This is a genomic window from Streptosporangium sp. NPDC023963, assembly GCF_040639135.1.
Classification (GTDB): Bacteria; Actinomycetota; Actinomycetes; order Streptosporangiales; family Streptosporangiaceae; genus Streptosporangium.
In genome coordinates, this window is record NZ_JBEZZK010000005.1 from 358,077 (window position 1) to 372,209 (window position 14,133).

Genomic DNA, 14,133 nt, shown 5'->3' on the forward strand with positions numbered 1-14,133 from the left:
AGGAGAGCTCAGGACAGCGCCTTCTTCAGGAAGTCGACCTGGAGCAGCAGCAGGTTCTCCGCCACGGCCTCCTGCGGGGTCATGTGGGTGACTCCCGACAGCGGCAGCACGTTGTGCGGGCGGCCCTCGGCCAGGAGCGCGGAGGACAGGCGCAGGGTGTGCGCGGCGACCACGTTGTCGTCGGCCAGGCCGTGGATCAGCAGGAGGGGACGGTCCAGCTTCTCCGCGTCGGCGAACAGGGACGAGGAGTCGTAGTGACCCTCGTCCGGGTGGCCGAGGTAGCGCTCGGTGTAGCAGGTGTCGTACAGGCGCCAGTCGGTCACCGGGGCCCCGGCGACGGCCGCGTGGAACACGTCGGGGCGGCGGAGCACGGCCAGGGCGGCCAGGTAGCCGCCGAACGACCAGCCCCGGATGCCGACCCGCGACAGGTCCAGGTCGTCGGGGAACCGCGCGGCGGCGCCGTGCAGGGCGTCGATCTGGTCCTCCAGGACCGGGGTGGCCAGGTCGTGCAGGACGGCCCGCTCGAACTCGGGGCCGCGGCCCGGGGTGCCCCGGCCGTCGGCCACGACCACCGCGAAGCCCTGGTCGGCGAACCACTGGCTGGTCAGGTGAGCTCCGGCCGCGGCCAGCACGCGCTGGGCGTGCGGTCCGCCGTACGGGTCCATGAGGACCGGCAGTTTCGCGGAGCCGGGCACGTGCCCGGAGGGCAGGAGGACGGCGGTGGCCAGGTCGCGCTCGCCCGCCCTGATCAGGGAGACCCGCAGGTCCAGGCTGGGGCGCTCGGCGTGCGAGGTGATGTGGCCGCGGGGCGTGCCGTTGTGCAGGACGCGGGTGACCGAGCCCTCGCTGTCGAGGGTCTGGCCGGTGATCACGAGGGTGCCGCCCGCGGTGTGGCCGCTGTAGACGCCGCCCTCGGCCGGGCTGACGAGGGTGATCTGGCCCCTCCGGTAGGCCCAGACGGCGATCTCGGTGGGCTCCCCGCTCGCCCGGAAGAGCACGGTCTCGCCGTCGATGTCGAGGATCTCGCGGACCTGGAGGGTGGGCGGCGTGACGGGCGAGTCGCCGACGATGAGGCGGTGGCCGCCCTCCGAGGTGGCGGCCCAGACGAGGCTGCCGTCGGACAGGTGGCCGGGGACGCCGGTGACGACGTCGACCCAGGCGGGGTCGGTGTCCTCACGCACGACCGTGGAGGTGCCGGTGGCCGGGTCGACGTCGAGCAGCCGCATGGTCCGCTGGTCGCGCGTCATGGTGACGATCGACAGGCCGTGGGCGTCCCAGGTGACGTTGACCAGGTACTCGTCGTCGAAGGGCACGGCGACGCGGGCCCCGCTGAGGGTGAGGACGAAGAGCTCGACCCCGGCGTTGGCCGTACCCGCGGAGGGGTAGCGCTGCTCGGTGGCGGGACGGGCCGGGTTGGCCGGGTCGGCGATGTGCCAGCGCTGCACCGGCGACTCGTCGGCCCGCTCGACCAGGACGGCGTCGCCGGACGGCGACCACCAGTAGCCCCGCATGCGGTCCATCTCCTCGGCGGCGATGAACTCGGCCAGGCCGTACGTCACCTCCGGGGACTCGGGGCGGGCCAGCGCGTGGTCGACCTCGTCCTCCAGGTCCTGGATGTGGAACGCGCCGCCGGTCACGTAGCCGACGTGGACGCCGGTGGGGGACATCCGGGGGTCGATCACCGGCCCGGAGGTCTTCAGCCGCCGCACATGCGCGGTCTTCAGGTCGACGACGTACAGACCGCCGGAGAGCGCGAACGCCGCGACGGTCACCGCGGCGTCGGTGCTGTACCCGACGACGCCCCCGGCCTGTTCGCGGCTCCGCTCGCGGCGCGCCCGCTCCTCGGGCGGCAGGTCCTCGTCGTCGGCCGCCAGGGCGCGTGGGTCGACGATCAGCCGTTCGGCGCCGCTGAGGACGTCGTACTCCCACAGGCAGGTCACCGGGTCGAAGCCGCCCCTGGTCCGGAGGAAGACGACGCGGTCACCGCCCGGGGCGATCGTGAAGCCGCGCGGCACTCCAAGGGTGAATCGACGGGTTCTGGCGTGCAGGCGAGGGAAGCTCTCACTCATACGAGCCATCTTGCCAGTTCCGCATCGAGTGTCTTGTTTCCGAGGCGCGGACGGACCGGGAATCCGGCGTTCTGCACGCCGCGCGGCATCGATACCCTCGGACGCATGACTGATCGGCGCCTGATGCTCGTGCACGCCCATCCGGACGACGAGACGATCGGCAGCGGAGCCACCATGGCCAGGTACGCCGCCGAGGGCGCGCACGTCACGCTGGTGACCTGCACCCTGGGGGAGGAGGGGGAGGTGATCCCCCCGGAGCTCGCCCACCTGGCCGCCGACCGCGACGACACCCTGGGCGGGCATCGCGTCGGGGAACTCGCCGCGGCCTGCGCGGCGCTCGGCGTCACCGACCACCGGTTCCTGGGCGGTCCCGGCCGCTGGAGGGACTCCGGCATGATGGGCGTCGCCTCCAACCACAGGGCGAACGCCTTCTGGCGGGCCGACCTGGACGAGGCGGCCGGCGAGCTCGTGAGGATCATCCGCGAGGTGCGGCCCCAGGTGCTCGTCACCTACGACGAGAACGGTTTCTACGGTCACCCCGACCACATCCAGGCCCACCGCGTCGCCTGGCGGGCCGTCGAGCTGGCCGCCGACCCGGCGTTCGAACCGGCGTCCGGAGCGGGGGCCGGAGCGATCTCCGGATCGAAGGCCGAGCCGATGTCCGGGGCGGTGGCCGGGGCGGTGTCCGGGGCGGTGTCCGGAGCGGGGCCCGAGCCGGTGTCCGGGGCGGGCTCAGGCGCGGGCGGGCCGTGGCGGGTCGCCAAGATCTACCACACCGCCATGCCCCGGTCCGTGATGTACAGGACCGAGGAGGCGATGCGCGAGAGGGGCGCCCCCTTCCTCGTCGAGCCGGTCGACGACCTGCCGTTCGGCTGCGAGGACAAGGACGTCACCACCGAGATCGACGCCCGCGCCCACGTCGGCCGGAAGATCGACGCGATGCGGGCGCACGCCACCCAGATCAGCGTGGACCCGCCCTGGTTCGCCCTGTCCAACGACGTCGGCCAGGAGGTGCTCGGGGTCGAGCACTTCATCCTCCGCTCCGGCGTGCCGGGGCCCGCCGGTCCCGGAGCGCCGATCGAGGCGGGAGGGCTCGGCGAGCCGTACGACCGCGAGGACGACCTCTTCGCCGGGATCCACTAGCCTCGATGCTTGTGATGGAGCAGGTGCCGGCTGTGCGTGAGCCCTCGGAGACGGTCGTCACCGTGGCGGCCAACGCCGTGCTCGTCATGCTCGGGCTCCTGCTGGGCGTCCTCGGCGGGTTCCAGCACTCCTGGTACGTCAGGCCCGTCCCGGTCTCCGCCATCGGCTGCCTCGCCCTGCTGTTCGCGGTGACCTACGGGGCCGGCCGGATGACGCACGGCAAGGCGGCACCCCTGTCGTTCGCGGCGGGCTGGGCGCTGGTCACCGTGATCTGGATCTCCGCACGGCCGGAGGGGGACCTGGTCATCGCCAACGACCTGTCCGGTTACGTCTACCTCTACGGGGGCCTGGTGGCGGTCGTGACGGGGGTCCTGCTCTCGCCGTCGGCCGCCGTGGCCGGGTCGTGGCTGCTCACCCCGCACGGGTACGGCTCCGGACCGCAGCCCTCGCCCGTACCGCAGGCGCCGCAGGCGCCGCACGCACCGCCCGGCCCGCAGGTCCCACCCGTACCGCCGGGCCCGGCCGCTCCCTGACGACCTCGTCACACACGAGAAAAGCCGGGGAAGACGGGGAAAGGCGGGGAAGACGGGGAAAGGCCGGGGAAAGCCACTGTCGCCGTTCGGCCGGATGACGCACAATCCCGGTATGCGGCGGTTGCATCGGGTACGGCGGACGCTCAACTACGTCAACCTGTCCACCCCACTGGGGCTGCTCCTGGCACGCCTCGGCCGTGCCCGGGTGAGCGCCGGGCCCGACGGGCTGATCCTGGCCTACGGCTACCGCTTCCGGTTCCCGATCGCCTCGGCGTTCACCGTGGGCAACGTGGTGCTGACCAAGCACCCGGAGGGTTTCCTCACCGGTGCCCTGCTCAGGCACGAGGACCGGCACGCCTCCCAGTACATGTGCTGCGTGGGCCTGCCGATGCTCCCGCTCTATCTCGTCGCGGTGGCCGTCTCCATGATGATCTGCGGCAACCAGGCCTCATGGAACCTCTTCGAGCGGCTGGCGAACCTGGAGGACGGCAACTACACCCGTAGATCTCCCTGGTGGTTTCACACTAGACCCCCGCAAAAGGAATGAATCTCTCTGGGAGGGGATCTACAAGGGGTGAGCTGTTGATGACCGAAGGGGGCCGCCCATGTCACAGACATCCCACCCAGCAATCGCCTCCCACGTGCCCGCGGAACCCGACGGCCTTCTCGAAGAGCCCTCGCGGCGCTCCGGGTGGTCGGCCCGCTTCACCACGCGGCCGGTACGCGCGCTCAGGCAGCTGGGCCGGACCGCCGGCCGGGCGGTGCGGGACCGGCCCGCCGAGCGGCGGGCCGCGGTGCCCGGGGCGGTACCCCGCGCTCCCGAACCCCCCGGGCGATCCGCGCGACCGGCACCCTACGCGCGGTCCGCGCCTCCCGCGCGACCGGCGCCGCCGAGGCGGCCCGAGCCCCTGCCGCGGCGGTCGTGGCCGGGCGGTTTCAAGGACCGGCTCACCTCGCCGATCCCGACGTTCCAGGAGCTGCTGGCGGTCGCCTGGCACGGCACGCTCCGGCCCGGCGTCGGGGACGAGGACCGCATCCCGGTCCACCGGGACGGGCTTCCCCTGGCGACGGGTACCGACGCGGTCGTCACCTGGGTGGGGCACGCGACGTACGTGGTGCAGATCGGCGGGCTGACCATCCTCACGGACCCGGTCTGGGCGAGGAAGATCGTCGGCATTCACCGGCCCCGGCTCACCCCGCCCGGTGTCGCGTGGGCGGACCTGCCCCGGATCGACGCCGTGGTGATCAGCCACAACCACTACGACCACCTGGACGCGCGGACCGTGCGGCGGCTGCCGCGCGGTACGCCCGTGCTCGTGCCGGCGGGGCTGAGGTCCTGGTTCACCCGGCGCGGGTTCCGCGACGTCACCGAGCTCGACTGGTGGGAGAGCACCTGGGTGGGCGGTGTCCGCTTCGACTTCGTCCCCGCCCACCACTGGAGCCGCCGGTCGGTGTGGGACACCTGCAAGTCCCTCTGGGGCGGCTGGGTGATCGCCTCCGACGACCAGACGATCTACTTCGCCGGGGACACCGGCTACGGCGAGCGCTTCGCCCAGATCGGGGCCCGCTACCCGGGAGGCATCGACCTGGCCCTGATGCCGGTGGGCGCCTTCGAGCCCCGCTGGTTCATGAAGGCCGCGCACGTCGATCCCGCGCAGGCCGTACGGGCCTGCCAGGACGTGGGGGCCCGCCGGATGGCGACCATGCACTGGGGCACGTTCGTGCTGTCGGGCGAGTCGCTTCTCGCGCCGGTGGAGGAGGCCAGGGCGGCCTGGGCGGAGGCCGGGCGGGACCGCGCCGACCTGTGGGACCTCGCCATCGGGGAGTCCCGCGTCCTGACGACCTGACGACCTGACGACCTGACGTCTCACGTCCTGACGATCTGACGTCTCACGTCCTGACGGCCGGCGGCCCGGAGGACGGGCCGCCGGGCCGCGGACGCGCTCGTCCCGCGGCCCGGAAGGCCTCCGCGCCGTCAGGGGCTGAGCGTCAGGGTGTGGGTGGCGGCCTTCTCGACGGAGTCCCGGCGGGCGAGCATGGGAACGGTCTCGCCGTCCGCCCACAGCGGCGCCTGGTCCCAGTAGTTGGCGTGGAACGCGTGGCCGGAGGCGCCGGTCAGGTTGATCCACCGGGACTTGTCCAGGTTCGCCAGGTCCACCACCATCCGCATGGACGGCAGCCAGCTCACCGCGTAGCCGTCCTGCGCGTCCCACCCGGCGGCGTTGACCGCGTCGTCGCTGCCGGACACCGGGAACGGGCCCCGGTTGAACAGCCACTCGATCGGGCCGATTCCCGAGGTGCCGAAGCTCTGGTGGACGAGCTCCAGGGAGTGCAGGTCGCCCCAGCGCCAGCCCTTGACGTCCGGGCCGAGCAGGCCGTTCAGCTCGTCGTAGGCCAGCGCCATCGCCCGCCGCAGCATGTCGTCGCGGGTCTCGGCGCCCGGGGTGGCCGTGTCGTTCCAGAACGCGTCGTCCGGCTTGTCGAGCATGACCCGGACGACCTCGAACCAGCGGTCGCCGCCCTGGGACCTGGCGCCCTCGGGGAGATCGTCGTTGAAGGTCTCGACGAGCAGGTGCCGCCAGACGGCGTTGAAGTACATCGCGGGCCCCGACTCCGCGCCCTGCGTGCGATCCCACTTGCGCAGCAGCTCGCGGGCGTCCTTGGCGGGCCCGGCCATCTCGACGTCCAGCAGCTTGGGCACCAGGAACCGGGCGAGGCCGTTGTCGCTGTCCTGCTGCAGCTCGCTCATCGCGGCCACGTCCACCTTGCCGCCGTCCTTCACCGCCTCGCGGAGGCGATCCAGGATGCGCTGGGAGCGGTATCCGTACGCCCAGTCCTTGGTGAGGATGTACGGGTAGCGGGCAGGGTCGACGACCGCGTTGTTCGCGGTCACGATGTAGCCCTCCGGCGGGTTGTAGAGGCTGGGCAGCTCGTTGAAGGGGATCGTCGACTGCCAGGCGTACTCGCCGGTCCAGCCGGGCACCGGCCAGGTGCCGTCGCCGCGGGTCCGCACCGGGATCCGCCCGGGGGCCTGGTAGCCGATGTTGCCCGCGGTGTCGGCGTAGATCAGGTTCTGTGCGGGCACCTCGAACCTGGCGGCCGCGGCCCTGAACTGCTGCCAGTCCTGCGCGGTGTTCAGCGCGAAGATCGCGTCAGCGGTCCTGCCCGGCTCCAGGGCCGTCCATTTGAGCGCGACCGCGTCGGCCTGCTCCTTGAAGAGCGCGTCCATGCCCGGGAGCGTGTTCCTCACGTTCTCCAGGACGTCGGAGATGATCGGCCCGTGTATGGTGTCGCGCACCTTGAGCCGTACGTCGGCGCCCCCGGCCACCTTGATGGTCTCGGTCCTGGTGGTCAGCGGCTTCCAGTCGCCCATGAACAGGTACGAGTCGTCCTTGACCCGTTCCAGATAGAGGTCGGCGACGTCCGGGCCCAGGTTGGTGAAGCCCCAGGCGACCTTGTCGTTGCGGCCGATGACCACGCCCGGCACGCCGGAGAAGGTGAACCCGGTGACGTCGAACGGGCACTCGGCGCTCTTGACGCGGCAGTGCAGCCCGGCCTGGTACCAGACCGAGGGCATGCCCGGCCCCAGGTGGGGGTCGTTGGAGAGCAGCGGTTTGCCCGACGCGGTGTGCTCGCCGCCGACCACCCACGAGTTGGAGCCGATGCCGTGCCCGCCCGCCGGGTCGCCCATCAGGCTCGGCACCGCGCGGATGGCCTCGGCCGCCCGGGTCAGCGCCCCCGTCGCCGGAGCCACCCCGGACGGCTCGGTCTCGACCTTCTTCGGCTCCTGGCCCTGGTCGAACCCGCGCTCGCCGACCGAGCCCCGGGTGACGATCGGCTGGTGGGTGCCGTACGGGTAGCCGGGCCACAGCTGCTCCACCCGGCCGCGCGGCAGCTTGCTCGCCGCGAGCGCCCGGCCGATCTCGTCGGCCATGTTGGAGCGCAGGTCCCAGGCCATCGCCTTGAGCCAGGCCAGCGAGTCGACCGGGGTCCACGGCTCCGCCTTGTAGTCCGGGCTGGTCGCCCGCAGCAGCACGTACTCCAGGCTCCTGTCGGCGAAGCCGTCGTTGCGCGCCATCCAGGCGTTCACCCCGCGGGCGTAGGCGTCCAGGTAGTGCCTGGTCTGCTCGCCGAGCAGGGGCAGCTCCTTCTCGGCCACCTTCCGCCAGCCCATGGTCCGGATGACCCTGTCCTCGGTCAGCGTCGCCGAGCCGAACATCTCCGACAGCCGCCCGGCGGTCACGTGGCGGCGGAAGTCCATCTCGAAGAAGCGGTCCTGGGCGTGCACGTAGCCCTGGGCCAGGAACAGGTCGTCGGGGGAGTCCGCGTAGATGTGCGGGATACCCGTCTTATCGCGATATACGGTGACTTTCCCCTTCAAGCCTCTCACCTTGAGCTCGCCTTCGAGCTGCGGGAACGACGCCCGCACGCTCCACACGCCCGCTCCGGCGAGTAGCAGCCCGAGCACCAGAAACACGGTGAGCACCCGTGCCAGCCACGTGAGCGGGCGGGGCATCCAGGCGTACGGGCGAAACCTCACAAAAACCTCCTAGGCGACAAGCTCCCGCAAGTGTGGCACCACCCCCGCGGTGTCGGTGCAGCCGTAATTGTGAAGATGCACGCATGAGACTTTCCACGGCCGACCTGGTCGACGCCCACGGTTCGGCGGTCGCGAGCTGCCTGACCCAGTTCCGCTCCTACGGCCCGAGCCCCCGGTTCGCCGGGCCGATCGCGACCGTCCGCTGCCTGGAGGACAACGCCCTCGTCAAGCGGGTCCTGGCCACCCCGGGCGAGGGCCGCGTGCTGGTCGTGGACGGCGCGGGATCCCTGCGCACCGCCCTGATGGGCGACGTCATCGCCGCCTCCGCCGTCGCGCACGGCTGGTCCGCCGTCGTCGTCAACGGCGCCGTCCGCGACACGGCCGCCCTCGCCGGACTGGACCTGGGGATCAAGGCGCTCGGCTCGAACCCGGCCAAGAGCGCCAAGGAGGGCACCGGCGAGCTCGACGTGCCGGTCACCTTCGGAGAGGTCGTCTTCACCCCCGGCGCCTGGCTCTACAGCGACGAGGACGGCATCCTCGTCAGCCCCGCCGAACTCTCCTGAGGGTCTTTCCGCGACGTTGGTGGGCCCCTCCTGACCAGGGGCCTTTCCTCGGAACTTTCCCGAGGGTCTTTCCGCGACGTTGAGGGGCCCCTCCTGACCAGGGGCCTTTTCTCGTTCCCGAAAGAGTTCCCGCGCCTTTGGCGGGCCGCTCCGGCGGGGCCCGGTCCGACGGCCGGGCGTCGGACGTCAGATCGGGCCGATTCCCCAGTGGTGCACGGCGCGGTCGCCGGGGGCCAGCCTGATGACGTCCTCGCCGGTGCGGAAGGCGTTCGGCGGGCAGGTCATCGGCTCCACCGCCAGCCCCTGGCGGCGGTGGCCCTCCGGCAGGGTGTCTCCGGTGTAGAGCTGGAGCCACTCGATGCCCTCGCCCGCCCACAGCTCGACCCCGGTCCCGTCCGGGCCGGCCAGCGTGACCCGCACCCGCCCGTCGGCGCCGCGCTCCAGGCCGGTGAACGCGGTGTCGAGCTCCGTCCCGCCGATCGGGCGGGCGGTCCTGAAGTCGTACTCGGTGCCCTTGACGTCGTGGCGGCCGGTGGGGATCTTCCGGTCGTTCACCGCGATCCACTGCTCGGCGGGGAGTTCGAGCACGGCGTCGTCGAGGGCGCAGAGGGCGCCGAGGGACAGGTAGGGGTGGGCTCCGAAGCCGTACGGCGCGTCGCCGGCGCCGACGTTCTCCGCGGTCACCTCGATCTCCAGGCCGGTGGCGCCCAGGGCGTACCGGATGGAAAGGTCGAGGACGTGCGGGTAGCCGAGCTGGGGGAACAGCCGCAGCCCCAGCCGGATCGAGGACTCGTCGTGGGACAGGACCCGCCAGGGGAACGACCGGGAGAAGCCGTGGATCGCGTTGCCGGTCTTGGGCTCGCTCAGCGCGAGCTGCCGGTCCTCGCCGTCGAAGGTGTAGCGGCCGTCCTCGACCCTGTTCGGCCAGGGAAGCAGCGGCAGCCCCGCACCGCCGAGCGGGGACTGGTCCTCGGGGAAGTCGACGACGAGCGGCCTGCCGTCCAGGGTGAGGCTTCTGAGGCCCGCCCCGAGCTCGGTGATGACGGCCTGGAAGCCGCCGGCCGCGATGGTGTGTTGGGCGCCGGTGGGCGCGATGTATGTCACCCGGCAATTCAACACCTAACGTCCGTCGCTTCCCGTCCACACCGCCATTGGCCCGCCCTCCACCCCGCGCGTCACCCGCCCGCGCCGCCGGTCTCCCCGGTCTGGCGCGTTCCCCGCGGCCCTACAGCACCGTCTCCAGGACCGTGGACTGCACGGCGAAGCCGTTGGTCCGGTAGAAGCGGACGGCCGCCTCGTTGCTCGCGTAGGCGGTCACCCCGGCGTACCGGGCGCCGTGGTGGCGGGCCCACTGCCTGAACTCCTCCACCAGCCTGGCGCCGATCTTCCGGCCACGGTAGGACGGCTCGACGTACATGCTGCCCAGCGTCGCCACGGTGACCGGCCGCATCGCGGTGGGTCCGGACAGGGTCCCGGTCAGGTGGCCGACGATCCGGCCGCCGTCCTCGGCGACCATCACCAGGCGGTCCGGATCCTCCAGCGCGTCCACGAAGCGGGCCCGCCCGTGCTCCACGGGCCAGTTCACGTTCAGGGCGGGGTCACGGGTCCCGGCGTCCTCGGCGAACAGCGCGGAGCTGCAGGCGACGATCCCGTCCACATCCGCGATCGTGCCGGGTCTTACGGCGACGACGATCTCACTCATGATCAGGACGCTATCGGTCGCGACCGACATTACGAGTGATCTGCTGCTTTCGTCCCTCCCGGCGGGGCGGAAACCCTTTCCGGCGGGGTGGGAATCCCGCCCCCGGGCCGGGAGATCCTCTCCCGGCGGGACCGGTCCAGGGCGTAGGGGCGTACCGGTCCCGCGCGAAACGGCCGTCAGGCCCAGGTCTGGCCCTCCGGGGTGTCGACGACCTTCACGCCGAGGGCGGCCAGCTCGTCGCGGAGGCTGTCGGAGGCGGCCCAGTCCCTGGCGTCGCGGGCCCGCGCGCGCCGCTCCAGCAGCTCGGCGGCGCCCTCGGGCAGGGGCTTCGGCCGGACCGTCCTGCCGATGTCGAGGGAGAGGTCCAGGGCGAGGACCTGGTCGAGGTGCAGGAACGCCTCGAAGCGGGAACCGGGGGAGATCGAGTCGTCGCGCTCCAGCTCGCGCAGGAGCCGCAGCGCCAGCGGGGTGTCGAGGTCGTCGTCGAAGGCGGCCTCGATCCGGGAGACCCGGTCGGCGGGCATCGGGCCGCTCGGCGACTCCGACCACTCGGCCACCTGGCCGCGCCAGCGCCGCAGGGTCTTGTCGGCGGCCCGGAGGGTGTCCCAGGTGAGGTTCATCTGCTGGCGGTGGCGGTGCTCCAGCAGCGCCAGCCGCACGGCCAGCGGGTCGAGGCCCGCGTCCGCCACGTCCTTGAGCAGGACCACGTTGCCGGTGGACTTCGACATCTTGCGCCCGTCGAAGAGCAGGTGCTCGCCGTGCACCCAGTGGCGCACCACCTCGTGCCCGGCGGTGGCGTCGGACTGGGCACGCTCGTCCTCGTGGTGCGGGAAGCGCAGGTCGATCCCGCCGGTGTGCAGGTCGATGTGCTCGCCGAGGAACCGCAGCGACATGGCTGAGCACTCGATGTGCCAGCCGGGGAAGCCGCGGCCCCACGGGGTCTCCCAGGTCAGCCCCGCCTCCGAGGGCTTCCACAGCGCCCAGTCGGCGTGGAACCGCTTGCGCGGGTCGACGGCCTCGATCCGGTGGCCCGGCCTCAGCCGGTCGAGCCGGTTGCCGGAGATCTCCCCGTACGTCGGGAAGGAGGCGGCGTCGAAGAAGACCGACCCGTCGGGCACCGCGTACGCGTGCCCCTTCTCGATCAGCTTGGCGATCATCTCGATCATCAGGTCGATCGTCTCGCTCGCCCGGGGCGAGTGCTCGGGCGGGCGGATGTTCAGCGCGGTCGTGTCCGCCACGAAGGCGTCCTCGTAGAACCGGGCGACCTCCAGGACGCTCCGCCCCTCGGCCCTGGCCTGGGCGAGCACCTTGTCCTCGCCCGAGGGGTCGAGCTCGGTGTCGTCCACCAGGTGCCCGACGTCGGTGATGTTGCGGCAGGCCACCACCCGGATCCGCTGCCGCTCGCTGACCCGCCTGATCAGGTCCGCCAGCAGGTAGGACCGGAGGTTGCCCACGTGGGCCGACCGGTAGACGGTCGGGCCGCAGGTGTACATCCGCAGGGAGCGGCTCCCCTCGGGAACGATCCGCTCAACCCGGCGATTCCGCGTGTCATACAGGCTCAGCATGGGTCGAGCCTACGCAACCGCGCCCGCTCCCACGGCGTAAGAGCCCGCACGGGTGAGTCCACGCCGGTGAGTTCGCCCGGGCGCGCCCCGGGCCCGGTCGTGTCCGGACCCGGGGCGCGACTCCTCGGCCTTCCCTGCCTTCCCGGCTCGTCCGGCCCGCTCAGCCTTCGAGGAAGGCGAGGATCTCGCGGTCGCCCCGGTCGCGCAGGCGGGCGATCACCTCCTCGCGGGTGCAGCCCTCCGACAGGCCGATGCGGGCGCCGATCAGGCGGATGCCCTCGGCCTCCGACGCCACCGGCGCCGTGTAGCCGATCAGGTGCAGCGCCCGGTTGAGCGCGGGCAGGGCCGGCGAGGCCGCGGGCAGGTAGCGGGTGAGCAGCTCGCCGCCGTCGGAGACCGTGAGGAAGACGTGGTCGCCCTCGGAGGCGTTGGCGGCGATCAGGACGGGGCGGATGGACCCCATGGTCGGCTGGTTGTGCCAGCTGATCACCACGTCGCCCGACGGGGTGGAGGCGGTCAGCTGGCCGCCGGGGGCCATGCCCAGGTGCGCGGCGAAGCCGGTCGGCAGCGGGGAACCCGAGCCGCGCAGGTGCTCGGCGTTGACGTCCACCCGGTGCCACCAGCGCCCGTCGCGGCTGCGGAAGCAGCGCCGGGTCTCCGAGACGTCCCGGCGCGGCTGGTAGTCGGCCTGCTCGGACCCGGCCACCCTGATCCACCCGCGCTGCGTGCGCTCGAAGCCGGGCCCGCCCGCGTACGCGCGGACCGAGCTCTCGCTCACGTCGTAGCGCCCGGTGAGGTTGGTGACGATCGTGTTGACCGACGCCTCGCCGTTGGACCGCTCGATCTCCCTGACGATCATCTCCCGGATGCCCAGGTACTGCTCGCCGCCCCAGCGCGACAGCCCGTACTTGTTCCGGTCGACCCGCAGGAAGCGGTCGTCGGCGGTGAGCTGGTTGCGGATGCCGACGAGGCTGTAGTCCTCGCCGATGCGCTCCTGGATCTCCTCGGGCGTCAGCGGGCCGCCCGCCACCGCCAGCACGGCCTCGGCCTTGTCGTTGACGCTGCGCGGCCACGGGACCACGTGGTTCTCCAGCACCCGCAGCTGGGGCACCGCGATGAGCCAGCGCTCGGCCACGTCCTCGCGGATGCCGAGCTGGCTGGCCAGCGTCACGGCCTCGTCCAGCGGGCGCGGCCCGTCGGTGAACAGCTGCCGGGTCTTCTCCCTGAGCTCGTCCGCCCCCCCGGCGACCAGCCAGCCGTCCACCTGCTCGTAGCCGGTCAGCAGGGTCCGTACGAACCGCCAGGAGGGGATGCCCAGCGTGGCCAGGTCGGTGCGGTGCCACGGCACGGCCGCGGCCAGGTCGTCGGCGGGCACGGCGGAGCCCAGCCGGCCCCGCAGCCACGACACGTGGGCGATCAGCGGCGCCGCGTCGTCCTTGGCGAGCCAGGCCTCGACGTGGTCGCGCAGGTCGCGCTCGATCTGCCGGATGCGCTCCCTGGTGACGGAGAACCGCTGGGCGAGGTCGTCGAGCGTGGCCCGCTGGGAGGCGTACAGCCGGTCCCTGGCGATGGCCCGCTGGCGCTCGTCCAGCGTGGCGAAGACCTCGTCGATCAGCTCGGGCAGCGGCCGGTCGGGCCGGGAGGGGCGGATCCTGGCGACGCTCTCCTCGGTGACCGGTTCGAGCAATCGCTCCAGCACCCCGGTGAACAGCTTGTGCACCACCTCGCGGCCGAGCCCTTCGGGCGTGCGGACGCTCGCGGCGGGGTCGGCGAACCTGAGCAGGGGGAGAACGTCACCGAGCATGAGGTGCCCCCAGCACGCCAGGGCGAGGTCGGTCAGGCGACCGGCGACCTCGGACGTCCCGATGGTCGAGCAGGCGGTGTCGAGCGGAAGCGCCTGCCACCACGCCTCCGGGAGGCGGGGGTCGGTCGCGATCGGCGCTACCTGGCCGGGAGAGGTCCAGCGCAAGGGTGGCGCGATGTCGCTCAGGCTGAGGTTCATTGAGGTCCAACCGGCA

The 14,133-nt window shown here is 72.3% G+C and carries 11 protein-coding genes; 5 read left to right on the forward strand and 6 right to left on the reverse strand.

The window, feature by feature from the left end:
- Nucleotides 1–8: 8 nt before the first annotated feature.
- Nucleotides 9–2,069 (reverse strand): prolyl oligopeptidase family serine peptidase, encoded by a 2,061-nt coding sequence (locus tag AB0F88_RS19265; protein ID WP_362685255.1) that lies wholly within the window; start codon nucleotides 2,067–2,069, stop codon nucleotides 9–11.
- 105 nt (nucleotides 2,070–2,174) lie between these two features.
- Here AB0F88_RS19265 and mshB point away from each other — a divergent pair, with 105 nt between their 5' ends.
- The 4 genes from mshB to AB0F88_RS19285 all read left to right on the forward strand — a co-directional run bounded on the left by mshB (nucleotide 2,175) and on the right by AB0F88_RS19285 (nucleotide 5,592).
- Complete coding sequence (mshB, locus tag AB0F88_RS19270; RefSeq protein WP_362685258.1) at nucleotides 2,175–3,212, forward strand: N-acetyl-1-D-myo-inositol-2-amino-2-deoxy-alpha-D-glucopyranoside deacetylase; 1,038 nt, start codon at nucleotides 2,175–2,177, stop codon at nucleotides 3,210–3,212.
- A 32-nt stretch (nucleotides 3,213–3,244) separates the two neighbouring features.
- Nucleotides 3,245–3,745, forward strand: coding sequence for a DUF6113 family protein (locus AB0F88_RS19275; RefSeq protein ID WP_362685261.1), 501 nt, complete (start codon nucleotides 3,245–3,247; stop codon nucleotides 3,743–3,745).
- Between the two features lie 112 nt (nucleotides 3,746–3,857).
- The gene (locus AB0F88_RS19280; RefSeq protein ID WP_362685264.1) at nucleotides 3,858–4,292 is read left to right on the forward strand and encodes a hypothetical protein; all 435 of its coding nucleotides are present in this window, start codon (nucleotides 3,858–3,860) and stop codon (nucleotides 4,290–4,292) included.
- A 58-nt stretch (nucleotides 4,293–4,350) separates the two neighbouring features.
- Nucleotides 4,351–5,592 carry an MBL fold metallo-hydrolase gene (locus AB0F88_RS19285; RefSeq protein ID WP_362685267.1) on the forward strand — a complete coding sequence of 414 codons (1,242 nt, stop codon included), beginning with the start codon at nucleotides 4,351–4,353 and terminating at the stop codon, nucleotides 5,590–5,592.
- A 128-nt stretch (nucleotides 5,593–5,720) separates the two neighbouring features.
- Here the strand turns inward: AB0F88_RS19285 and AB0F88_RS19290 are convergent, their stop codons facing one another.
- On the reverse strand, nucleotides 5,721–8,261 hold the full coding sequence (locus AB0F88_RS19290; RefSeq protein WP_362685605.1) for a penicillin acylase family protein: 2,541 nt from the start codon (nucleotides 8,259–8,261) through the stop codon (nucleotides 5,721–5,723).
- A gap of 107 nt (nucleotides 8,262–8,368) precedes the next feature.
- Between AB0F88_RS19290 and rraA the strand changes: the two genes are divergently transcribed.
- Nucleotides 8,369–8,848: a ribonuclease E activity regulator RraA gene (gene rraA / locus AB0F88_RS19295; protein WP_362685270.1), complete on the forward strand. Its 480-nt coding sequence runs from the start codon at nucleotides 8,369–8,371 to the stop codon at nucleotides 8,846–8,848.
- A gap of 186 nt (nucleotides 8,849–9,034) precedes the next feature.
- Here rraA and AB0F88_RS19300 read toward each other — a convergent pair whose 3' ends face one another.
- From AB0F88_RS19300 to AB0F88_RS19315, 4 genes are all read right to left on the reverse strand, one after another.
- Nucleotides 9,035–9,952: an aldose 1-epimerase family protein gene (locus AB0F88_RS19300; RefSeq protein WP_362685273.1), complete on the reverse strand. Its 918-nt coding sequence runs from the start codon at nucleotides 9,950–9,952 to the stop codon at nucleotides 9,035–9,037.
- A 121-nt stretch (nucleotides 9,953–10,073) separates the two neighbouring features.
- Nucleotides 10,074–10,550, reverse strand: a complete 477-nt coding sequence (locus AB0F88_RS19305; RefSeq protein ID WP_362685276.1) for a GNAT family N-acetyltransferase — start codon at nucleotides 10,548–10,550, stop codon at nucleotides 10,074–10,076.
- 176 nt (nucleotides 10,551–10,726) lie between these two features.
- Complete coding sequence (cysS, locus tag AB0F88_RS19310) at nucleotides 10,727–12,115, reverse strand: cysteine--tRNA ligase (protein WP_362685279.1); 1,389 nt, start codon at nucleotides 12,113–12,115, stop codon at nucleotides 10,727–10,729.
- Nucleotides 12,116–12,275: 160 nt separating this feature from the next.
- Nucleotides 12,276–14,117 carry a sigma factor-like helix-turn-helix DNA-binding protein gene (locus AB0F88_RS19315; protein WP_362685282.1) on the reverse strand — a complete coding sequence of 614 codons (1,842 nt, stop codon included), beginning with the start codon at nucleotides 14,115–14,117 and terminating at the stop codon, nucleotides 12,276–12,278.
- Between the last annotated feature and the right edge of the window lie 16 nt (nucleotides 14,118–14,133).

Bases quoted from the DNA above. Each gene is read 5' to 3' on its own strand.
- AB0F88_RS19315 (WP_362685282.1), bottom strand. From the start codon at position 14,117: ATGAACCTCAGCCTGAGCGACATCGCGCCACCCTTGCGCTGGACCTCT.
- AB0F88_RS19285 (WP_362685267.1), top strand. From the start codon at position 4,351: ATGTCACAGACATCCCACCCAGCAATCGCCTCCCACGTGCCCGCGGAA.
- cysS (WP_362685279.1), bottom strand. From the start codon at position 12,115: ATGCTGAGCCTGTATGACACGCGGAATCGCCGGGTTGAGCGGATCGTT.
- rraA (WP_362685270.1), top strand. From the start codon at position 8,369: ATGAGACTTTCCACGGCCGACCTGGTCGACGCCCACGGTTCGGCGGTC.
- AB0F88_RS19280 (WP_362685264.1), top strand. From the start codon at position 3,858: ATGCGGCGGTTGCATCGGGTACGGCGGACGCTCAACTACGTCAACCTG.
- AB0F88_RS19305 (WP_362685276.1), bottom strand. From the start codon at position 10,550: ATGAGTGAGATCGTCGTCGCCGTAAGACCCGGCACGATCGCGGATGTG.
- AB0F88_RS19265 (WP_362685255.1), bottom strand. From the start codon at position 2,069: ATGAGTGAGAGCTTCCCTCGCCTGCACGCCAGAACCCGTCGATTCACC.
- AB0F88_RS19290 (WP_362685605.1), bottom strand. From the start codon at position 8,261: ATGCCCCGCCCGCTCACGTGGCTGGCACGGGTGCTCACCGTGTTTCTG.
- mshB (WP_362685258.1), top strand. From the start codon at position 2,175: ATGACTGATCGGCGCCTGATGCTCGTGCACGCCCATCCGGACGACGAG.